This is a genomic window from Anditalea andensis, from assembly GCF_000714815.1.
In the GTDB taxonomy this organism is placed as follows: domain Bacteria; phylum Bacteroidota; class Bacteroidia; order Cytophagales; family Cyclobacteriaceae; genus Anditalea; species Anditalea andensis.
On record NZ_JMIH01000016.1, the window covers coordinates 437,826 to 459,957 of the forward strand.

The window sequence follows — 22,132 nt, forward strand, 5'->3', positions numbered from 1 at the left end:
GTGTATAATCTGGAGTTATATTATCCCTGCCCTTTTAAGATTTTATTATTCAATTATAGTAAACCTAAAATTTTATCCGGGATAATTTTTCCATCAACTGATTTTCATTGGCTTCATAAGGATAAAGGTAGAAGGTGTATCTGTATGGAGCCGATTTGATCTGATACTGCTCAAGGGGCTGCCCCACATCAGACCAACTGTCATTTCCGCCCACACCCATCTGAATCAAATCAATATTGACCGTGATAAAACCCGCATCCTTCAAATCATAGGTATGGGTGGCTTCATTAATGTTCTTTTCAGTATAAGGCCAGGCATTCATACTTAATAAGCTATCTGCAAGTACCAATAAACCTGAATCTTTAGAAGGTGTGGAGAGCGTCATCCATCGTACATCTGTCCGGTTTCCGTTTTCCTGGGGCATAACATAGGGTTCCATAAAATCCTCTATCGGTTGGGAATATATACCTACCTCAAAACCGTGGTTACGGTCTACATAATTTTCCAAAGGCCCTTTGCCGTACCAAGTGATCTGATCAAAGCTCCTGTTTAATCCCATCGTCATCCCCACCTTAGGAATATTGGGCAGATTAAAGTATGGAATCAGTGTATAATCCACTTTGATGATTCCTTCACCATCTATTTGGTAGACTACCTTCACCTTTGCCTTATCATCTATTAAAGAATAATTGCTGGAAATGGTCACCAAACCATTTATATCTTCGGCCGCTTCTATCTCCTTTAAGATTATATCAGTTTCATACCATTCTTTGTACTTTACATGAGGTTTCCATCCCTTTTTATCATTATCAGTCAGCGGCCGGGTAAAGTTGGGCAATAAAGGACTGAAGACCTGTTCGTCCCCCTTAGATACATATGAAAATAAAGCGCCATTCGTTTTGTCAAATTTGATACTGAACCCCTCTCCCTTCACCTCGATATGATCTGAATGAGATTGGTCCATGACAGTGGAAGCGGTGCTTATAGGCTCTCGTTTGCTGCTAAAATCCTGCTTTAAAACAAACTGATCTGAGGCTACCAGGTGATCTCTGTCCGCCCATATTTCATCTACAGACAGATGGAAAGAAAGGGATGCCAGGTACTCCTGCCCCCCGTCCATTTCGGGGAGATAAGAGCTTATATCTAACTCTTTTTCTTCTCCTGCGGCCAGATCTATTATATCCATATCTTTTACGAATAATTCTTTGCCGTCTCTGAGCAGGGTTAGTTTAACATTATAATCCGCCAATGATTTATGGGCGTGCCTGTTTTCTATTTTTATTAAGCCTTTTTCAGCATCTACCAGTTGGCTGTTTACAGGCTGATACACCCATTTGCATTCATACATTGCAGCTTTCGGCCTGCCGTCAGAGGCAGCTATACCATTGATACAGAAATTCCCATGATGCTCTTCTTCTCCAAAATCACCGCCGTAGGCGAAAAACTCTTCCCCATCATCATTGACTTTTAACAGTCCCTGATCTTTAAAATCCCAGATACATCCTCCGATCACCTGTGGCATAGAACGGAATTCATCCCACAGCTCTTTCATGTTTCCGGTACTGTTGCCCATTGAGTGGGAGTATTCTATAAATACAATGGGGCGCTTGTCCACATGCTGATTTACCAGTAGTGCAGGAGTAAATACTCCCGGATAAAACCGGCTGACCATGTCCACATATGGTTGGTCCGATGGGACCTGGACTCTATAGGCATGGTATTTTGGATAGTCAGGATGATCTGGCGGGATGTAGCCTTCCACTCTATGGTTTCCCTGTGCAGGCTCGTAGTGTATCGGTCTGGTGATATCAAAATCCCGTGTCCACTCTCCCATGGCTGCATGATTGGGTCCTCTCCCTGCTTCATTGCCAAGACTCCAAAAAATTATACTTGGATGGTTTTTGTCCCGATGGACCATTCGCGTTACCCTTTCCATAAAAGCGTGCGTCCACTGGGTATCGTTGCTCAGCTTTCCACCAATGCCATGGGTTTCATGATTGGCTTCGTCGATCACCAATATCCCATACTCATCACATAAATCATAAAAATAGGGGTCATTAGGATAATGACTTGTCCTGATGGTATTGAAGTTGAATTGCTTGATCGTGCGGACATCCTCTTCTATATCTGCCCGGGTCATGGCTTTACCGCGTATATGATGGTGGTCATGCCGGTTTACTCCATAGATTAGCGTTTCCTTGCCATTGATGAGCAATCTTCCCTCATCATCAAACTCCACCGATCTAAAACCTACTTTACTGCTTTTTACCTCCAGTACTTTATTCAGTGAATCCGTTAAGGTAAGTACGAGGGTATAGAGGTTGGGATGCTCATCGCTCCATTTCTTCGGATCCTTCACTTTGGCTTCCAGCAAGCCAAACCGGACATTGTCCAGTCGGGGATATATTTCATTTAGAATATCTTCCACATCTTTTTGAAGGGGATTTTCGAATATAGCCTCTCCTTCTTTATCAAATAGCTGGGCCTTTAGGGTATATCCTTTAATTTTTTCTCCAGTATAATTATCAATTCTCGGACGGAGCTGAAAAGTCGCGTCTTTATAATCTTTGTCCAATTTGGTCTGGTAATGAAAATCTGCAATTCTCACCTTTGGCTCCGCCATTAAAAATACTTCTCTCTGAATCCCGCTCATACGCCAATGATCCTGATCTTCCAGATAAGAACCGTTGCTCCAGCGGAGGACCTGTACAGAGACTATATTTTCCCCATCCTGAAGATAGGGAGTGATATTGAATTCAGAAGGCAGAAAACTGTCTTCACCATATCCAAGAAACTCCCCATTGATCCAGACCTGTAAGGAAGAACTTACAGCACCGAAGTGAAGGGTCACATTCATATCCTTCCACTCTCCGGGAACAGTAAAACTTCTTTGATATGATCCTACCCCATTGTAATCCTTGGGTATAAATGGAGGGTTGATCGGATTAAAAGGATACACCGCACTTTTGTAAATGGGAATATCATATCCTTTCAATTCCCAATTGGAAGGCACTTCTATTTTGTCCCAACCGCTGACTTTGGATTGATAAAAATCAGCAGGAGCTTCTTTAAGATTGTAGGCAAATTTAAAATCCCATTCCCCGTTTAACATGATCAACCGGCTTTTCTCTCTATTTCCTTCCAGCGCGTCACGTTCATTGGTAAATGAATAAGCAGTAGCACGGGAAGGGTCTCTATTAATACTAGTGACCAGAGGGTCTTCCCATGGAGCAAAACTATATTTTTTCGGTGGTTCAGGTATCCCGGCAGGTTTACCTGTCACTGTCTGTGCATATATATCTCCCATCACCATCAGAGAGACCAATCCCCCTATCAGAAAGGAAACCCTTACCTTATTTCTTATCTTCATGTTTTATGAAAGTCAACTCACTTTTTCCTAAATCTTTAGAAGTAGCTACTGCTATTCCCCGCTGTTCATTTTTATTTACGGCACAGTAAAAATGATACACTACACCATCATGCTTTACCACAAAAGATTTATGCGCAAACATATTATCATAATCTTCAGAAGGTGATATTAAATCTTCCCCTTCCCAATCGACCCAATTGACAAGATCATTTGATACGGCAAATCGATTATAGGCACTTATACCTGGTTTGTCAGGCCAGAAGGCTCCAAAATAAAACATCACGTACAAATCATCAATTTTTTGGATATAGGCGTCGCCGGAAATCCCCTTGTGGTGATTGATCATTGGGTCCTCTTGGAAGCGTTCCCAATTTCTCATGTCATGTGACACTGCCAGGCCTATGCGTTCGGCACCCTTGGCAGGGTTTATACTGTCTCCTCTGGCATTATAATACATTAAAAAAGGGTAGCCCAATGATTTATCTTTATCCCAGATGACAGAATTTTTATACATGGTACTGTTGTCCCACCAGTTCGCATCCTCATCAGTCGACATCAGCACCGGTTCTTCCAGTCTTTCCCATTCGTGAACTTCAGTGGGGTCTCTTTCAGTATAGGCCATCCCTATAGAAAGCAGTCCTGCTTCATAGCCTCTGCTGTCTCCTCCAAAATAGCTCATCCAGTATTTGCCGTCATATTTTTCCAGTTCGTAACTTCCGCCCCACTCATAATCCTGCAGTGCAATATATCCGGCCTTTTGGTTTACATCCCAGTCATCGGTATCTGAAAAAGACATGATCCGGCCCATATCTTCCCAGTTCAACAAGTCGTCACTCTTTGCCAACCAAGTCTCGTAGCCTCTCCCGCCAAAGATCAGATATACCATATACCACTTATCCCCATTTTTAAAAACACTCGGGCAATCCATCTTCAGGTCATTGCTTGGCGGCACTTTTACCAGGCCGTATTTATAAGGGGTTTTTATTTCCTCGTGTATTTCCTCCATTACCTCGCCGGTAATTTCCCTGGCAGGATTAAGCCCTTTTGTGCAGGAAAACGATAATCCAATGAAGATCAAAGAGATATATAATATGACCTGATGTGAATGTTTCATTATTTGTATTTTTATAATCTTAATGTGATGAATGTTGGTTTTGGGACTGAAGATGACTGCATGCCGGTAGGCAGGGAAGACCGATGACCGAAGATCGGAGATCGCAACTCCTGTTCTGTTATTTGTCTTTCTATTTACATCGCCAATTCGTTCGCTAGGTGGTGCTTCATGCCGGGATCAAAGCAGCTATACAAAGTAAATAAACGCTTTAGTTTTACCTTCCTGTGCTTCCATGGTGAAATATGATTTGACACTACTCTCTCCTGCTATATTGAGTATTAATTGACCTTTACCTTTGGCTCATCTTCGACTGATGAAGACTCTTCCTTGTAGGATTTTTTTCGCCAATAGTTCGCCAATATTGATCCGGATATATTCATCCAAGGACTGAATACCGCAGGAGCCAATCCCACCGTGCTTAATTTCCCCATTGTGCCTGCCAGTCCGGAGGCCATTCCACCATTTTGTAACCCTACCTCCAAAGCCATGGCCCGGGAGGAGGGAATATCCAGACCCAAGAATCGGCTGAACCAATATCCAAATACATATCCCAATGAATTATGTATAACAGAAGCAAAGAAAAGGACAATGCCGACCTGAAGCAGATTTTCTCTGCCTGCAGCGGTAGTAACAGCTGTAAAATAGATGATTCCAAACATGGAAATTAAAGGCATAAAAAGATCCATACCCTTAAATCTATGCGTAAGCTTATTGTACAATACCCCTACTACTACGGCTCCCACAAAAAAACTGAATATTTCCAGCGACTGAAGTAATTCAACACCTATGTTGGTGGAAAAAAGATTCCAAAGTCCCAGTGGCAGTGAAATCAGGTATACGAGAGCAACTACAGTTATTAAATCAAATTTAGCTTTTATATGGCTACCCGCCCCTTTTAAATAATCATGTAACAAAGCCGCGCCTATGGGAACCAAAACTATTTTTATAATCTCCAGCATCATGTCTATGAACTTTATATCCAGTAAGGTTCCTGCCAGTACTTTCATCCAGAAAGGGGTCATCAAGGGGGCTAATAATGTAGCCATGGCGGTTACTGTCACCGACAAAACCAGATTAGCCCGGGCCAGATAAACCATCACATTTGATGCAAGCCCACTCGAGCAGGCGCCCATTAAAATGATTCCGGCTGCTATCTCTGGATCCAGTGTAAAAATTCTGGTCAAAGCATAGCCGGCCAAAGGCATAATGGAAAACTGACAGAGGAGGCCGACCAATACTCCTTTTCCTGTACTTCCTAAGTTTGAAAAATCACGTAGGCTCATCTGGGTACCCATTCCAAACATCACCAGCTGGACTACTATTAGGATCAGCCATTTGTTACGCAGATCAACATTGCCCCATTGCAAAAATGCGGATGGAAATATCATTCCTGCCACTACGGCGGTGATGATCCATGCTGTATATTGATAACCTTTTAAGACAGGATGAACCGCTATCCCTATGGCGAAGCTCACACAGGTAAATACTGCTGTGTATTGCCAGAGTACAGGCAAAGCAAGGATCAGTCCTCCCAGAAAAAGGAGAAGGGATACCAGGGAGAGTATTAAAAAGGTTTTCTGAATCTTGGCCATTTAACCTGTATTTTACAGGATGGAAGCTAAATATTTTATTGCCTCAGGGGGACTTGCTATTATAGGGACCTTTTTATCTGATTCATCCAGTTTGGCCACTACTCTGGCCATAGATGCCTGGGCCAATAAGATCACCTCCACTTTACCGGAGAGTTCTTTCAGCGCCTCACTTACCATTTCATCATGCTTATCCGGATCACCACCCATCAAGGCATCAAATGCCCCTTCACATAATTTAGAAGTAACTGTTACGGACTTGCCCAGAACTTTTGCCCTTCTTTCCACTAGATCGGTGGTTGGGTCTAAGGTGGTGTTTAAGGTGGCCACCACTCCTATTTTAGAACCTGTTTTGATGGCCAAGTCCACCATCGGTTGATCCACTCTAAGTACAGGTATATTGGTCAAAGATTCTGAAGCTTCTACTGCCGCACCTATGGAAGAACAGGTCACTAAGACGTGATCTGCTCCTGCCGCTTCTGCTGATCCTATATAGTCCACTACCCTCCTGGAGGTTTGGGCAGTAAGTTTACCTTTAGAGATTACATCCTTGATGAGGCTGTCATCCACTATATTGAAAATTTTTACGCCCTTTAAATGTTCTTCGCATAGCTGCTGGAATATCGGCACCAATGTAGCCGATGTATGTATCAATCCCAATGTTTTTCCTTTTTCCATCTCATATGTTCTTTATATCAACAATTACCTTCCCAAATTCTAATAAAATAATCTTCACTGCCTACCTGTCCCCCTTTGAAGTTCACTTCCATACCATCGATGGGCGAACCTGGAGCATAAGCTTTACATAAAGGAGCACCTGGCACCACCGGGGCTATCATTTCAACAGCTTCTATTCCCAGTGCTCTGGCCAAATAGCTTGAAGTATCCCCTCCAGCAACTACCAGGCGATGTATTTTTATATTATGGGCAATTTCTCGTATGATTTTTCCGATAACTTCACCGTAAATTTTAGCTGTTTTTTCTGCTATCTGGATTTTACTCAAACCTTGCTCGGACAGTATATTCTTGGTGAGACTTATTCGGGTATCGCTGTTTCCCAAAGCTGTATGGAGTATTACAGGCTTACCGGATAGCAGCACTTTATATATATCAGCTACATATGGACTATGATCGAAATCCTTCCCTTCGGTTACCAACTTTTCAGTATCCAAGGCTATATCCGCAAATCCCATTTTAAGTGCATAACGGTTTTGATCAAAGGTGACAGGTGAGCAACTACCGGATACCACCAGTAGCGTTTCGGCTTTTCCAGGCTTTCCCCAGTTGGTATCTCCATTGATTTTTCCAATTTCTTTCCAGTAATTACCCAAAGCCATCTCTACACCGGATGATCCTACAGAAAAGTGGGTTTTTCCATTCGCTGCCCTATCTATCTCTTTGCCTATCGCAGACATTTGATGGGAATACATGGCATCAAACAAAATGACTTCTGCTCCTGATTCCTGATGGCGTTTCACTGCTTCGTAGATCTTTTCTTCTCCTCCTTCCACTTCCAATACGTCCACCAAGCCTACAATTTTATCGGTTTGTAACGAAAGATGAAGTCTTAAATCACTTTCTTCTGATGGGGTAATAGGATGCTTACTCATGGATGGGTGACGGTCCAGGCGGTAGACAGGACCTTGGCTGCCGGTTCCCATTCTGGCAAATAAATTTCCAAAGGCACAGAATCTGCCCAAAGCAGGAGCAGCTACCAATAGGGAAATGTATGCTCCGCCGAATATCTTTGATCCTATATCTATAGCCTGACCAATACTTCCAATCTCCGGTGAAGAATCAAATGTGGAGCAAACTTTATAGTGAACATGGTACGCTCCCGTATTCTTCAAGGCCTCAAAAGCCAGCATTAGCTCAGCCTCCATAACTACCGCATTCATAGAGCGGGTCATTCCTGCCACACCTATAGCTTGTAGTCCCTCATATCGTTTGAGCTGTTCCTCATCAGGTGGAGAAATAAATAGGATGGTTTTGATTCCTGACTTATTTAAAAACTCCAGGGCATCGGTGGACCCGGTAAAGTCATCTCCGTAAAAAGCCAATAATAGTGGTTGCCTGTTATCCATTATGCTTTGGTTCCAAACTTCTGAACTGATTGGGCAAATTCGGAATATATTTTTGTAGCTTCTTCGACAGAATGACCATCAACTGCTGCCAGCCAGGCCTGCTGTAAGGCTACTACTCCACCTGCTGGGCCGGAAGGATGAGCCATGATGCCACCACCTGCCATATATAACAGGTCTGTGGTTTTGGTACGACGGTAGGTTTCCGGAGCCTGCCCTCCCCACTGGCCTGATGAAACTACCGGTAATACCTGGTAGCCTCCAAGCATGGGTTGTAAACATGCCTGTATGGATTTAACCACCGAATCGTCCGATTCCCAAAATTTATTTTGAATGCCGTTGACATGAAGCTGGTCCACCCCCGCCAATCTCCAGAATTTCTGGTAGGCGGAGAAATCTATTCCCAATAAAGGATGCCGGTTCATCATACCCCATCCATTTCTGTGAGCATGAATGGAGAGTTCTCCTCTGTCACATATCTTCTTCACCCCTGCCATTCCTACGCTGTTGATACTTATCATAGCACAGGTACCTTCAGCACTTACTATTTTATCATAATGGGCCTGCATGGCATCCATTTCATCCGAAATATTGAATGCATACATGACCTTTTTACCTGTTTTATCAGCATGGTCATTGATCACTTTCATTATGGCATCTACTCGCTGATCAAAGGGAGAGTTGGCCGAAGAACCCATCAGTTCATCATCTTTGATAAAATCAATCCCAGCCTCTACCAGGGTTTTAACCAACTCTGCCGTCACCTCAGGGCTCATGCCGATGCTGGGCTTTATGATGGTACCGATTAATGGCCTTTCACTTGGCACGCCAGTCAGTGATCTGCAGCCTTCTATTCCGAATTTGGGCCCTCTATAATGGTTGGCAAAGGAATCAGGAATATCCACATCCATTAATTTTAATCCGGTAAACTGGGTGATTTCATAGAGGTTACCCTGTAGTGTTGATATTAAAACCGGAAGGTTAAATCCAAAATTTTCAATGGACCACGAGACTTTCACTATTGCCCTATGGTATTGTCCACTACGGGAATTAGCTCCCGGAATAGCTGGGGTGTTGACAGTCTCTAAAAATTCTGTGGATTCCACTCTTGCAGCAAAGCGCTGTTTTAATTCTTGGGTTTCATTTGGCACTTCCACGAAAGTTCCGGAAGATTGCTCACCGGCTAATACTTCTGCAGCAGCAGTTACCTCATAAGGTGTTTCTATATAATAAGTTGCAGTTACCCTTTCCATTACCATTATATTTCTCAGGTATTTAAAAACAAATGGGATGAAAAAAAGTAAGGTATAGAGTTGCCTCTTACCCTACCTTTTAAAAACAATAAACCCCATCACCAAGGTAGTTATTCACTTATTATTTAGAATCCTGAACTTACCTGCTTAGGTTACAAACAATTGAAGGTTTTACTGCTTTATTACAGGAATATTATCCCAATTAAACTTTCACTACGGAGACGGCACCACTTTTACTGGACTGATAAGCTGATTCTACGCAGGCCATGGTGTGAATACAATCTTCTATACTATTATCAGGAACATAATTTCTATCATTCATTACTTTGATCATTTCCGACATGGAGCCTATAAAAGCATGGGGAAACCAGCTACCATCAATGTCAAGTTTTTGCCATTTCGCTTGCTCACCTTCTTTTATTTCCACCCATTCAAAAACATCTTCATCACCTTCGGGATAATTTTTCAATAATCCCAGCTCAACGCGAATAGCACCCTTACTTCCTTCAAATTTAATAAAAGCATGCTGATGCTTATCTCCAAAGTTATGATTATGATTGGTATGAATGTGGGCACGAACAAATTCATTGTAATCCATCAGAATATTACTTTTCACAGAAGCTAGATTTGTAACCTGAGGATGTTTTAATGTCCGTGCATATATGGATTTAGGATTTCCAATAAAAGATCGAATCAGATCAATATAATGTATACTGTGGTATAAGATCTCTACCCTGGGAGCCTCATTGAGAAAAGTCCATAAATGCCATGGAGTATATACGTTGATATTGATTTCCAAATCACAGAGTTCCCCAATAGTCCCATCAGAGATTAATTCCCGTGCTTTTAATATGAATGGTGCATATCTCAGCTGGAAATTCATACCTGCTATTATTTGTTTTTCTCTACATAAACTCCGGATGGCTATTGCCTCATCTAAATTATTGCCCATAGGTTTTTGGATCAAAACCACAGCATGGTTCGGTAATTTTTGAAGAGTTGCAAAGATTTCACTCCCGGGCACGGCTACATCGAATATGGTAGAATGGTCAGAATTGCTTACCATTTCTTCTATACTGCCATAAACTTTAGGTAGATTAAACTTCTTTTGGAGAACGGATGCTTTTGCTTTGTCAATATCGAAAATCCCCGCTACCGGATATCCAGCTATATTATAAGCAGGCAAATGGGCATCATTTACGATCCCTCCTGCACCGATAATCTGGATTTTGAAAGAAGATGTAGTGTGGACTTTCATTGCCATATATTTTTTATGTTTGTGATGGTATCATCTCGTATAAGCACTTTGTAATATATCAATAATAATCCGCCAACAAATTGCCAATAGTAAGGGATAATACTGCCAGTACCAATACGACCAAAGCAATCACCAAAATTACGATAGTCTTTTTGCGTGCCTGTGTCCATTCTTTTAAAGCCAAGCCGGCTATAGTACTAAACATCACCAGCATAATCATGTGGACAGCCCAGCTTGAAAATTTATAATCTCCCATTCTTACATGTCCCAAGCCATAAAAAAAGAACTGGGAATACCAGAGCATCCCGGTGATGATGGCAAAAATATAGTTCTTGGAAAGTGGAGTTGATTTGGCAAAGAATTCACTAAAGGTATTTTCTTTATTATGCAAAAAGATACAGTATACCAGCGTAGTGATAAAAGCTCCAGTATTTGAGAAAATATAGATGACATTGCTTTGGAAATTTCCCGCATCATACTCTACAGCTACATCTGCTATCGGCTGACCTTGATCAATTGAAAAACCATATAAGGCGGATAAAACTCCTGCCAATATACAAAGCGGAAGACCTTTTTTTATAGAAAATGTAGTGTCGATATTTAGGGCTTTTACTAAATCTGTTTCCTTATATCTTCCTGCAAGACCACAAAGTGCAATACCCATAACCCCTAGAATCATTCCAATAACAATCCACTCTGCTCCATCCTGCTGAAGAACCGTAACCAGCTCTCCTCTGACAAAAGGGGGTAAGAGCGTCCCTACCACACAGGAGATACCAATAGAAATGGCATATGTCAAAGAAAAACCAATATACCTAATGGCTATCCCAAAGGCCGTCCCTCCTACTCCATAAGCCATACCCAGCCCGAAAGCTTTCCACATAGCATCCGTAGGTGAATTTCTTAAAACTTCAGAAAGATGTGGAATAGTAATCCATGCTACTAAAAATGGCAAGAAAAACCAGCAGATAAATGCCTGGGCCAGCCAATAAGTCTGCCATGACCACTGCTTTACGTTCTTCTGTGGGGTATAGCAAAGGGCGGCAAAAGATGCACCTACCGCATGGAACATCACTCCTCCGATTACACTCATTCACTTAATAGTTTAAATTGTAAAATTTTGCAGCATTTTGAAACAAAACTTTTTCTTGTTCATCTTCACTTAGTATTCCCTTAAAAACATTCAGGTAGGTATTCCAAGTCTCCCTATAAGACCCTGCCAATAAAGAAACAGGCCAATCCCCTCCGCAAAAACATCTTTTTACCCCAAAATTACTTAATGTAAATTCTACAGCAGGAGTAATATCCACTTCTCCCCATTGATAAGGTTTGCCGGAGGCTGAGCCCAATCCTGATATTTTAGTAAAAAAATTCACATTGCCAGAAGCTTCTTTCATTAGGTCGCCCCATTCCCCAAACCCAGGTTTAGCATTCATCGGAGGTTGGTTTAGGTGGTCAAAAACCATTTTAAGTTCCGGAACTATCTCTGCCACTTTCAGCGCTGTTCTGATATGTTCCTGTAAAATCCCTACTATGTCATAAGTCAGTCCGTGCCGTGAGAGGATCTTTAGGCTCTCTATCACCTGTGGCTGCAAAAGCCACTTGGGATCAGCTTCATCATGTATCAGATGCCTAACGCCTTTGAAGTATGGATTTATATGGTATTTTTCCAATAGCATTTTTTGGGTGAGGTCAGGATCCATCAGGGGCAACCATCCTACTACTCCATCTATCCAGTTTGTATTTTTGGCTACTTCCAGCATCCAGTCCGTATCCTCGAAATTATTGGCTGCTTGGACAAAAACTCCACTGCACACATTTGCCTCTAACCTTTCCTCCTCCAAATCTTGAATACTATAATTTTTCCTAAGAATGGAATTATCATTCTCTAACCATTCATATCGGGCTTTACTAAAATCCCATATATGAATATGTGTATCAATTATCTTCACAGTGAATTATTTAAGGTTAAATTCTTTTGAAATGGCATCATTATGCTCACCGAGAAAGGGAGCGCCTTTTTTGGAAAGTAAAAACTCTCCATTTATTCGGATGGGACAGCGAGTGGTTTTTATTTCACTACCATTAGAAGTTTTGGTGATCATTTCCATTTCCAAAACTTGATATCCCTCCTCTTCCATCAGCTTTTCAAAATCCAATACCTCTGCACACCAAATATCCGCAGGTTCTAATATTCCAAGCCAATAGGCGGTGGTTTCAGTAAGAAGATGAGCTGCCAATATTCTTTTAATCTCATCTCTAAGGGCAAACCATTTTCCGGGATCTTGGTAAGGGGCCAAGCCTGGACACTCCAACAAATCTTTTAATACCTGTATATTCCCCATTGCCAGAATAAGGAAACCATCAGCCGTTTGGTATACCCCATATGGAGCGGCTACATAGGCATGGGCATGGTTTTGACTACTTCGCTGGGGCAATTCTTCTCCATCATTTAAGAAAGTTGTATAAACTTCGAATTGAAAATCCAAAGAAGATTCTAACATGCTCACGTGTATCAGCGCACCCTCACCGGTTTGATCTTTTCTGAATAAAGCTGCCAAAATCCCCTGAGCTAAATGGGTACCTGCTAAAATATCCACTACAGAAACGCCCATAGGCGTGGGGGGCTGGTTCCTATTACCATTGAGGTGGGGCAGGCCGGTAAGGGACTGCAACAGCAAATCCTGTCCAGGCAACTTTTCCCACGGACCCGAATCACCATAACCACTGATTTCAGCATATATGATTTGAGGATAATCAGATTTGATAGTTTCATATCCCAATCCCAATTTCTCCATCACTCCCGGACGGAAATTGTGCATTACTACGTCAGCCTGGGAAATTAATTTCAAAATGACCTCTCTGTCACCCTCATCTTTCAGATCAGCAGTGAAGCTTTCTTTATTTCTATTGATGGTATGGAAAATCGTGGATTCCCCTTCTAACTTAATTTCTGATACATATAATTGCCTACAGATGTCTCCGGTACGGGGTTTCTCAATCTTGATTACCCTTGCCCCTAAATCTGCCAGCCTTAAACTAGCCGAAGGTCCAGACAAAAACTGGGAAAAATCGACAATGACTATTCCTTCAAGTAACTTCATGATTGAAGATTTTTAAGCTTAAATTCTACTTTAATTCTATCTGTATCTTTTCCCAATAATGGGGCTGACTTACTGGAAAGCAATCGGTTTTTATCAATTAAAATAGGACAGCGTGTAGTGGTAATTGTTCTGCCGTTATCTAAATTGACGTCTTGTTCAAGTTGCATTTTTTGGTAGCCCTCTTCTGCTCTCATCCTTTTCCAATCTTTTAAATCCATGACCCACAATCCTTTCTCTCTCAACAAGGTGAGCCAATAGTCTGCTTTACGGCTTTTCAAATGGTCTGCAATAAGTGCTTTGATTTCGTCTCGATGGGTGAAGACCATTTCCTGTGTATAATTATCAAGACCTGGACAGGCAATGGTTTCCTGGAGATTTTCTATAGGGACCATAGCAATAGCTATATGTCCCTCAAGGCATTCGTAAATTCCATACGGTGCTCCCAATAGCGGATGGGCATTATTGACCGCAGACCGCGAAGGCTTTTTCCCTGATACAAAAAATGTTGTCAAAGATTCAAATTGGAAATCCAATAGGGATTCAAATAAACTCAGTTCAATTTTAACGCCTTTCCCTGATCTATTTCTGTAGATTAGGGCAGCTATAATCCCCTGTACCATCTGTAATCCGCACAAAATATCTCCTATCGCCAACCCGAAGGGAGTTGGCGCATTATCTTTATCTCCACTGGCATACATGAGGCCTGTCATTGCCTGAACCAATAAGTCCTGACCAGGTTTTTTTGCCCAAGGACCGGAATTTCCGTATCCACTTATTTCTGCAAAGACCAATCTGGGATTTATTTTATTTACTTCATCAAAACCCAACCCCAATTTTGCCATTACCCCAGGCCTAAAATTATGAATAAGCACATCGGCTTTTTTGATCAGGTTTTTAATCCCATCCAACTCTTCCTGTGACTTTAAGTTAGCGGTATAACTTTCTTTGTTCCTGTTTATGGTATGAAACAAAAGGGAGTCACCTCCAACCCATTGGTTTTTTATAGGTAAAATGCGACACAGATCACCTTTGTTTGGATTCTCAATTTTGATCACCCGGGCCCCCAAATCTGCCAGTCTCAAACCTGCAGATGGACCGGATAGATACTGACAGAATTCAAGTACAACCACTCCTTTTAAGGGGGGATTATAGGTCCCTTTTTTATTGTTTTCTGTCATGAACCAGCTGGCTTTCGTGGTAAAGAGAATTTATTTTGAAAAGCACTTCGGCCTGGGTTCCGTTTCCCATAAGGTAATCCCGAATAGGATCACCCGCATGATCCTGGAAATGGAGGTACCCATTGTATCTGGGTCTTATGTATGAATCGTCTAATGATTGAAGCGTATTTTTAAAAAAATCAGATGTCACCCCATTGCACTGGGCGCTTAACCAGGCTTTCCTATGCCCGGGCTGTCCGCCGTTAAGTACATATTCTGTGGACTGATAAGATTCAGAAACTATCTTCTCTACAAATTTGATTGCGATATCTTTATTTTCACTAAAAGCTGAAACAGCTAAGCCTGTTCCTCCCAGCGTGCTTTTTAATTTTTGCTGACTATCGAAATTTACCAAGTTGCCATAGGTCAATTTGTTTTTAGCATATCCCACTCTAGAATAATTAGAATAGCCATAGGCAAAAGGACAGTACCAATACTCATCTGAACCTGACATTATCTCTGCTACCCGGATTGGATTAGCATCAAACAATGCAGGGTCCAAAAGTGAATAGAATTCCTTCATTGTTTTAAGGGCTTTGAAGCCGGTAGGTTGATCTATTACTTCCTGTTTATTGGTAAAAGGAGTTTTACCATGGACCTGACAGAACATATAAAAATTCATCAATAGATCTATCGGAATGGCAGGAGCCGCTACTTTTCCTTTTTTTGCTATTTCCAATACTTCCGTCCAAGTCTCCGGGACATTTATATCATTATTATCCAACAAGTCTTTTCTGAAGCTCGGTACAGGCGTGGCTGCATCTATTGCCAAGGCCCATTGGTGACCACCATACCGGTAGCTCTCATGAGACTTCCCCACTTGATTGAGTGTTTGGTTTTCCAAATAGGTGGGGGAAAGGTGCAAGTCCAGGGGCAAAACACAATTGGTAGCAGCAGCACATCCCACCCAAGGATGGTCTATGATCAACAGATCATAAAATTCTGTAAGTTTTTCTATAGGATAGTCCGCAAATTCCTGCAGGCTTCTTTTCTTCCAGGTGATTTCTACATCAGGATATATTTCATTAAACCTTTGAGAAAAAGCCTGTAAAGGGACTAGCCCTCTACTATGACCCCATGTTATTCCTTTAAGTATTGTTTTCGTCATTTTAAGCTTGACTTTTTCTTTCTACCATTAATATATGTTCACAGAGCATTACCAATTCCTCATGCTGGTTAAACACCTCTACTAATTCGGTGACCAACCCATAATTTGGTTTTTTATGATCTTTCTTTTCTTTTATGGACACCTTCACCTTTATGGTATCACCGATAAATACAGGTTTGGTAAAGCGTAATCTTTCATAGCCATAGGTCATGGCGACTTCATTTATTAACTGGGCTGTCATACCCACTGCTATAGTGAATATTAAAGTACCGTGAGCAATTCTTTTTTTAAAAGGCTGGGTTTTGCACCACTCTTCATCCATATGATGGGGGAAAAAGTCCCCTGACTGGCCAGCGTGGATTACTATATCCGTTTCTGTAATGGTCCTGCCCAGTGTAATCCGATTTTCTTCTAACTTAATTTCTTCGAAATATTTTTTGATGAACATACAGTTGATTTTAAAGATAAGGATCTATAAACTAGGCTAAATTTAACTTTCTCTATGGCTAAACCCTCCTGTACTTCCATGGAATGATTTATTTAAGTATCTATAAATTTTAAGCTTTATATAGCCTAATGTAACTTGAAAGAAATAATAGGTCTTGATTTTAGCTATTAAAAATGAATTACTTTAATAATTAAAATAAGGGAATGAGCATGTAGGTTCAGGTAAGTGCATGACAGTAAGGGTAGGAAAAAATAGCTGATTTTGTTAAATTATGACATTATGTAATATGGTTTAATCCAAAAAAACAGAAATATGAAAAGAAGTACTTACTTGAAAGCCAGTTTTGGTATTGCCCTCTCTTTGCTAGTTTTTACATCCTGTGATGACACTTTAGATGGTCCGCAAGCAATTGCGGATTTCACTTATGAGGCAGATCCAAATGATGATATGACTATTCATTTCACTAACACATCTCAGCATCATCATTCATCCTATTGGTTATTTGGAGATGGAAGTGATCATTCCTCTGAAGATTCTCCCACTCATACTTTCCCAGCTGGTGGAATTTATGAAGTTAAACTTGCAGTAATGGGTAATGGTACGGGAAATGAAATTGTGAGGGAAGTCTCCGTTATTGATAGAAGTTTATTAGGAGAAAGAATCCAGGATGGCAATTTTGAGAATCCTGAAAACTGGAATGTTTATGCGGGCGGTTCTGTGGAGGTGACCCAACATGCATTTGAAAATGGACAATTGATACTTTCAAATGGCGAAGAAGTGGAATCGAATGTAGTGGTCTGGCAAGCTATAGAAGTTCAGGCAAATACTGATTATGTATTTTCAGCTCAAATATCTGGAGGAGGAATGCACCAATCCTGGGTAGAGTTTCTTTTTGGGGACGATGAACCCGAAGAAGATGATGATTATTCAGACAATAATCAATTTAGTATGAATACATGGGCAGAATGCGGTATAGACCCATTTGAGGGGAATATAGTCGAGATACATTGTGCTGGTGATGGAGAAACAGATGGTATTGTAAACTTTGAAGAAGGCGGTACTAAATATTTTGCCATCAAAGCAGGAAGTTGGGAAGGAACCCTAGGGCCAAATGGTGTTACCATTTCAAATGTAAGTTTAATTCCTGCTGATGAACTGTAAATGAATTATTAATTAAAAAAAAGGCTGTCCTGAGTGAACGGCCTTTTTTTGTTAATTTAAAGATTTAATTGCTGATTGCCAGCAATCTTCAGCAAGGTGCTTGTAAAGTATTGCTTGTTGCCATCGGTCACCTTCTTCCTGCTCTATCCCATTATTATCTATTATAGTTCGAGCATAGAAAATATCTGATTGGAGTAATTCTACTGTAAAAGATATATAATCCCCTAGAGATGCTGATCTTAAAAAACCCAAAAATGATTGGGTCCACATAGTCTTAAAATGCTCTACATAGCTCAGAGTTTTACCTTCTTTAATATCTACCTGAATACAACCAGGATTTCCAATTCTACCATGAAGAAACCTTACCCGGTCTATAATTGGTGAGATGAACTCTAGTTTATTCTCGAAGCCCCCATAAACCATTTCCTGTCCGGTATACCAGTGGGAAAAATCTCCATTAAATCGTATTTCCGGAAATCGCTTAACCAGTTCAACTGTTCGCTGCATATCTTGGGTAATGGTAGCCCGGTGGGTTTCTATATATATGGGCAGATCAAATTTCATTGAACTGCTCAACACATACTCCACCAAACGGTCTGCTTCTGCATCTGACTCCATACCCCAGCCTACATGAAGGGTGGCACAATTATACCCCCCATCTTTCCATTTAGGCAACAATTCATCAAGGTCACCCACCTCGTTCATACGGGCATGGGCGGTCAATTCAAGCCCCAATTCTTTGCACAATGAAGGCTCTCCATCCTGAATACCCCCAAATCCTGCTTTTTTGATAGCTTGATGCTTTTCCCTGTCATCCCCCTTTGGCCCCTCTGAAAAGCCCGGAAGCTCATTACATCCTCCGTAATTCATGTCCACTCTCAAGTAAGGCGTGTTTTGACTTCCGTCATTGGTATTTTTAATCATGGTTAAATCAATATTTACATTCAAAATTTAATTTCCCACTTGGATGTGACCGATATTTTATAAGGCGGGACTTCTTTGATTTGATCAATTTATATTTATTACCGCTTGGTTCACTCCAAACCTACTGGAAGGGAATGATTGTCCGGATTCCTTAAAGTAGATACAATGTTATTAAGTAATGAGATCATTATTTAATTTCTTCTAAATAGTAATCCTTAAACCCAAAGCCCCAACCCGGACGGTCATGGGGTACGGCCCAGCCATCCTTAATTAACATGGGATGATCGATCAGAGGATTGATCCAGTCAAAAGACTCTGCACCCACCCCATTGGAAATGGTGCATAGTAGCGGCACATCATAATCTTTGTAGTAATGGGGAAGGACCCGCACATTAAAGGCTTTGGCCAAGGCAGCACTTTCACGCCATGCTTCCACCCCTCCTATACGTAAAATGTCCGGCTGCCAAATGTCCAGGGCATTACGCTGGAGCAATTCCCTTAAACTTAATGTGGAATATTCTCTTTCGCCCATGGCAATAGAAATACCCGTCTGCTCTCTTAACAAACGGTACCCTTCAAAATCCCTATGGTCAATCGGCTCCTCGAACCAATGGATATTTAAACTTCTGGCATTTTGGGCCAACTGAAGAGCAGAGGAAACTTGCATCCCCTGATTGGCATCCATCATGATCTGTATATCATTGCCTACAGCTTCCCGAACCAATTTCAGCCTTTCCAGGTCTTCTTTCCAGTCCGGTTTGCCTACTTTTATCTTCACTGCCCGAAAACCCCTGGCTTTGTAATCACTCACTTCATCGATCAATTCCTCTGTACTGTAAGAAATCCAACCCCCACTGCCATAGATTGACACTTTCTTCTTTGCCAGTCCTAGAATTTTCCAGACGGGCTCTCCCAAGGTCTTCCCCCAGGCATCCCACATAGCAATATTATAGGCCGCCTGTGCCCAGCGGTTGACACCATCCTGCCCAAAATACTCATTGGCTGCTTCCAGTTTTTCAAATATTTTGGAAGTGGCATAGACAGGTTCACCGATCAGCAGATCCCCTGCATCCTTGAGCGCACCGACTATAGCATTATGGCTGTATTGGAAACTCAACAGATAGCTTTCTCCCACTACACCACTACCCAACCGTATCCTCAGGATTAGAAAGGATATTTCGGTCAAGGTATGTGTACTGTCCGAGATAGGTTTGTCCAAGGCTGCTTTTGCCTTAAAAATCTTAAAGGACTGGATGATTTCCCGCATTATTTTATTACTCTGTAATTTACTAAGTATTCTTTCCCGGACTGGATATCCATCTCATAGGCATTGTTTCCTAAGCTACGGATATTCCCGGACTGGCTTCTTGGCTTGGAGCGGCTTTTAAAACGGAGCGTACCCTGGCCGCTGTCTGCTTTTACTTTAATTTCCCTGTTATTTGCGAAGATGCTAATATCACCTTCAGGGGTAGGGACTTTCCCTTCCATCCATTCCAGACCACCCAACTCAGGAACGATTTCATACGTTTGGTATCCTGCTGTAAGCGGCTTCACTCCTAAATAGTATTTACCAAATAGGTAAATAGGACTAGCCCCCCAAGCATGGCAAAGGCTTTTTCCGTATGGTCGTCCATACATTTCCAGATGCTCCTCACCTGACTCAGTCGGATCATACTTTTCCCAAAAGGAGGTTGCACCAAGCTCAAGCATACCTCCCCAATAATCTCTAATCTCTGCGAGAACAAATTCTTGCTCCCCCATAGCGCATAATGCCTCCAACTCATAAAACCTCATATATGGGGTGGTGATTTTTTGAACATCATCATTAAGAAGGACATTCTGCTTTACCGCTAATTTTTGCTCTTCAGAGAAATAATCAAAAAATATCCCGAACATATTCGCATACCGAGTTACATTGTCCAAGACTTCACCTTCCACTCTCTGGTGCATGATGGCCTGGTGTTCCTCTGACCAGAATACGTCAAACAGCTTCTTTTTTAAATCCGAAGCCATCTTACCATACTCTTCCTCCCCTTTCTTATCACCAGCAATATTTGCGCTTATGGCCATGGCTTCTAAGCTTCGGGCGAGAAGCATCTGCTCAAAGCTCACTTCCCCCATTTTGCTCAAACCATCGGCCCAATCTATGAAAATCCAGTCTCCCGGAAGTCCTTCCATCATCCCCTCTTCATTTCTTCTGCCTAAACAGAATTTCATCAAACTGACCATCCGTGGGTAGAAGTTTTTTATAAACTCCTCATCCCCTGAATAAAGGTAGTAATCATAAATCCCAATAAACCAGTAAAAGGAATAGTCCATGATGGTATTAAGGTGACTGGTTATAGGTTCTTTGCCCCTCAGGGCCAGTAATGTTCTGGTGACGGAAGGATTGTCAAAAAACAGGTAATAATTCATCAGGTAGCTTTGATAGGCATCACCGGACCATATCCACCTATCCCTTTTTATGCCATCCAGAAAAAACTCGCGGGTATTTAAATGCATGGTATAAGCCGAAACGTCCCAAATCTCATTTAATAAATCATCTGAGCTGCGAAATTCCCCTCTATAGGTCACCGGCAGATATTCATACATCATAGAAACCGAATCAAAACTGATAGTCGGATCATGTTGTATTTGGACATAGCGGTAAGCCATAGAACCCTCTAATTGGTAATCCTCTTCCTGCGATCCATCAAACTCCAAGTGGTCCAATGTCTCGCAGAATTCCTTGTCCATAGCTTCCGCTTCTGATTCTCCATAGTATAAGGAAACTTTGCCTGCTCCTCTTAATCCATGAAATTTGACATACCCGAAGGTTTCTTTTCCGTAATCTACCAATATTCCATCACCCGCTTCTTTGACTTCAACTGCATATTGGGGAGTAGTTTCCAATCTGAATTCTGAAGGAAGAGACTCGGCGGAATCGAAATTCCAACTTCCCACTGCTTCCCAAAAAGTCCCTGATTGATCAGAAGCTTTTCCTGTTTCATCTATCCATTCTTTATCCTCAAACGTCACTTTCCAGCTCGCATCGGTTCGTAAATGCTTACCCTTTATATATACACTCGGTACTGCTTCCTGATTATAGACCTTGATCACAATACTGTGTTTTCCGGCAGGAATTGCCAGTTTTTTTGGTCTTCCATGGACCAGGTCTCCGTCTATTTGCAACTTGAAGTCCCCTTCAGTTTTAATTTCTATTTCATCATCCTCGGGTAAGTCGATCTCCTTCCGGAAAGTTACCAAAGCATAGGGACTATAATAGCGCCAAAGGGGTGGCAGGAAAGCTCCTCTTTCTGTTCTGCGCGCCTGCATCTTATTACTTAACCAGATCTCGTAATCTCCGGGATACCAGATCCAAGTAGCCTGTTTCTCTATAGGATCCTTTTCTGTAAAAGAAAACAGTGTACCCAATATTAACAGTAATATGGTGTATACTAAATATGATTTTATTTTGAGCTTATTCATAGAGAAAATTATCATTGCATAGTTTATAAAGCTGAAA

17 protein-coding genes are annotated in these 22,132 nt (G+C 41.6%); 1 reads left to right on the forward strand and 16 read right to left on the reverse strand.

The features are described 5' to 3' along the window. Positions 1-64: 64 nt before the first annotated feature. The 13 genes from EL17_RS10150 to EL17_RS10210 form a co-directional block, all read right to left on the reverse strand. Positions 65-3,370: a glycoside hydrolase family 2 TIM barrel-domain containing protein gene (locus tag EL17_RS10150; protein ID WP_051719924.1), complete on the reverse strand. Its 3,306-nt coding sequence runs from the start codon at positions 3,368-3,370 to the stop codon at positions 65-67. Continuing rightward, the gene (locus tag EL17_RS10155) at positions 3,354-4,484 is read right to left on the reverse strand and encodes a glycoside hydrolase family protein (RefSeq protein WP_035073280.1); all 1,131 of its coding nucleotides are present in this window, start codon (positions 4,482-4,484) and stop codon (positions 3,354-3,356) included. The genes EL17_RS10150 and EL17_RS10155 overlap by 17 nt, the downstream gene beginning before the upstream one ends. A gap of 278 nt (positions 4,485-4,762) precedes the next feature. After that, on the reverse strand, positions 4,763-6,076 hold the full coding sequence (locus tag EL17_RS10160; protein WP_035073283.1) for a bile acid:sodium symporter family protein: 1,314 nt from the start codon (positions 6,074-6,076) through the stop codon (positions 4,763-4,765). A 12-nt stretch (positions 6,077-6,088) separates the two neighbouring features. Next, positions 6,089-6,751 (reverse strand): aspartate/glutamate racemase family protein, encoded by a 663-nt coding sequence (locus EL17_RS10165; protein WP_035073286.1) that lies wholly within the window; start codon positions 6,749-6,751, stop codon positions 6,089-6,091. Between the two features lie 17 nt (positions 6,752-6,768). After that, positions 6,769-8,157, reverse strand: a complete 1,389-nt coding sequence (locus EL17_RS10170) for a four-carbon acid sugar kinase family protein (RefSeq protein ID WP_035073289.1) — start codon at positions 8,155-8,157, stop codon at positions 6,769-6,771. Continuing rightward, the gene (locus EL17_RS10175) at positions 8,157-9,407 is read right to left on the reverse strand and encodes a ribulose-bisphosphate carboxylase large subunit family protein (protein WP_035073531.1); all 1,251 of its coding nucleotides are present in this window, start codon (positions 9,405-9,407) and stop codon (positions 8,157-8,159) included. Before EL17_RS10175 ends, EL17_RS10170 begins: the two co-directional genes overlap by 1 nt. Positions 9,408-9,609: 202 nt before the next feature. After that, positions 9,610-10,665, reverse strand: a complete 1,056-nt coding sequence (locus tag EL17_RS10180) for a Gfo/Idh/MocA family protein (RefSeq protein WP_035073533.1) — start codon at positions 10,663-10,665, stop codon at positions 9,610-9,612. Positions 10,666-10,723: 58 nt separating this feature from the next. Further along, complete coding sequence (locus EL17_RS10185) at positions 10,724-11,758, reverse strand: L-rhamnose/proton symporter RhaT (RefSeq protein ID WP_035073292.1); 1,035 nt, start codon at positions 11,756-11,758, stop codon at positions 10,724-10,726. Between the two features lie 4 nt (positions 11,759-11,762). Continuing rightward, positions 11,763-12,617, reverse strand: coding sequence for an amidohydrolase family protein (locus EL17_RS10190; protein ID WP_035073295.1), 855 nt, complete (start codon positions 12,615-12,617; stop codon positions 11,763-11,765). A 6-nt stretch (positions 12,618-12,623) separates the two neighbouring features. Continuing rightward, positions 12,624-13,769: a CaiB/BaiF CoA transferase family protein gene (locus tag EL17_RS10195; RefSeq protein ID WP_035073298.1), complete on the reverse strand. Its 1,146-nt coding sequence runs from the start codon at positions 13,767-13,769 to the stop codon at positions 12,624-12,626. Next, positions 13,766-14,947: a CaiB/BaiF CoA transferase family protein gene (locus tag EL17_RS10200; RefSeq protein WP_051719925.1), complete on the reverse strand. Its 1,182-nt coding sequence runs from the start codon at positions 14,945-14,947 to the stop codon at positions 13,766-13,768. Before EL17_RS10200 ends, EL17_RS10195 begins: the two co-directional genes overlap by 4 nt. Next, positions 14,931-16,094: an ABC transporter substrate-binding protein gene (locus tag EL17_RS10205; RefSeq protein ID WP_035073301.1), complete on the reverse strand. Its 1,164-nt coding sequence runs from the start codon at positions 16,092-16,094 to the stop codon at positions 14,931-14,933. Before EL17_RS10205 ends, EL17_RS10200 begins: the two co-directional genes overlap by 17 nt. 1 nt (position 16,095) lies before the next feature. Further along, positions 16,096-16,542, reverse strand: coding sequence for a MaoC family dehydratase (locus EL17_RS10210; protein WP_035073304.1), 447 nt, complete (start codon positions 16,540-16,542; stop codon positions 16,096-16,098). 312 nt (positions 16,543-16,854) lie between these two features. Between EL17_RS10210 and EL17_RS10215 the strand changes: the two genes are divergently transcribed. Continuing rightward, a complete protein-coding gene (locus EL17_RS10215; protein WP_035073307.1) occupies positions 16,855-17,703 on the forward strand; it encodes a PKD domain-containing protein in 849 nt (282 codons plus the stop codon). A 51-nt stretch (positions 17,704-17,754) separates the two neighbouring features. Here EL17_RS10215 and EL17_RS10220 read toward each other — a convergent pair whose 3' ends face one another. The 3 genes from EL17_RS10220 to EL17_RS10230 all read right to left on the reverse strand — a co-directional run bounded on the left by EL17_RS10220 (position 17,755) and on the right by EL17_RS10230 (position 22,095). After that, on the reverse strand, positions 17,755-18,627 hold the full coding sequence (locus EL17_RS10220; protein ID WP_035073310.1) for a hypothetical protein: 873 nt from the start codon (positions 18,625-18,627) through the stop codon (positions 17,755-17,757). A gap of 187 nt (positions 18,628-18,814) precedes the next feature. Continuing rightward, positions 18,815-19,894: a mandelate racemase/muconate lactonizing enzyme family protein gene (locus tag EL17_RS10225; protein WP_035073313.1), complete on the reverse strand. Its 1,080-nt coding sequence runs from the start codon at positions 19,892-19,894 to the stop codon at positions 18,815-18,817. Further along, positions 19,894-22,095, reverse strand: a complete 2,202-nt coding sequence (locus EL17_RS10230) for an alpha-L-rhamnosidase-related protein (protein WP_035073537.1) — start codon at positions 22,093-22,095, stop codon at positions 19,894-19,896. The genes EL17_RS10225 and EL17_RS10230 overlap by 1 nt, the downstream gene beginning before the upstream one ends. Positions 22,096-22,132: the final 37 nt, after the last annotated feature.

What these genes read in the sequence shown, in the direction of transcription:
- EL17_RS10150 (WP_051719924.1), bottom strand. Translation starts at nt 3,370, where the DNA reads ATGAAGATAAGAAATAAGGTAAGGGTTTCCTTTCTGATAGGGGGATTG.
- EL17_RS10155 (WP_035073280.1), bottom strand. Translation starts at nt 4,484, where the DNA reads ATGAAACATTCACATCAGGTCATATTATATATCTCTTTGATCTTCATT.
- EL17_RS10160 (WP_035073283.1), bottom strand. Translation starts at nt 6,076, where the DNA reads ATGGCCAAGATTCAGAAAACCTTTTTAATACTCTCCCTGGTATCCCTT.
- EL17_RS10165 (WP_035073286.1), bottom strand. Translation starts at nt 6,751, where the DNA reads ATGGAAAAAGGAAAAACATTGGGATTGATACATACATCGGCTACATTG.
- EL17_RS10170 (WP_035073289.1), bottom strand. Translation starts at nt 8,157, where the DNA reads ATGGATAACAGGCAACCACTATTATTGGCTTTTTACGGAGATGACTTT.
- EL17_RS10175 (WP_035073531.1), bottom strand. Translation starts at nt 9,407, where the DNA reads ATGGAAAGGGTAACTGCAACTTATTATATAGAAACACCTTATGAGGTA.
- EL17_RS10180 (WP_035073533.1), bottom strand. Translation starts at nt 10,665, where the DNA reads ATGAAAGTCCACACTACATCTTCTTTCAAAATCCAGATTATCGGTGCA.
- EL17_RS10185 (WP_035073292.1), bottom strand. Translation starts at nt 11,758, where the DNA reads ATGAGTGTAATCGGAGGAGTGATGTTCCATGCGGTAGGTGCATCTTTT.
- EL17_RS10195 (WP_035073298.1), bottom strand. Translation starts at nt 13,769, where the DNA reads ATGAAGTTACTTGAAGGAATAGTCATTGTCGATTTTTCCCAGTTTTTG.
- EL17_RS10200 (WP_051719925.1), bottom strand. Translation starts at nt 14,947, where the DNA reads ATGACAGAAAACAATAAAAAAGGGACCTATAATCCCCCCTTAAAAGGA.
- EL17_RS10205 (WP_035073301.1), bottom strand. Translation starts at nt 16,094, where the DNA reads ATGACGAAAACAATACTTAAAGGAATAACATGGGGTCATAGTAGAGGG.
- EL17_RS10210 (WP_035073304.1), bottom strand. Translation starts at nt 16,542, where the DNA reads ATGTTCATCAAAAAATATTTCGAAGAAATTAAGTTAGAAGAAAATCGG.
- EL17_RS10215 (WP_035073307.1), top strand. Translation starts at nt 16,855, where the DNA reads ATGAAAAGAAGTACTTACTTGAAAGCCAGTTTTGGTATTGCCCTCTCT.
- EL17_RS10220 (WP_035073310.1), bottom strand. Translation starts at nt 18,627, where the DNA reads ATGATTAAAAATACCAATGACGGAAGTCAAAACACGCCTTACTTGAGA.
- EL17_RS10225 (WP_035073313.1), bottom strand. Translation starts at nt 19,894, where the DNA reads ATGCGGGAAATCATCCAGTCCTTTAAGATTTTTAAGGCAAAAGCAGCC.
- EL17_RS10230 (WP_035073537.1), bottom strand. Translation starts at nt 22,095, where the DNA reads ATGAATAAGCTCAAAATAAAATCATATTTAGTATACACCATATTACTG.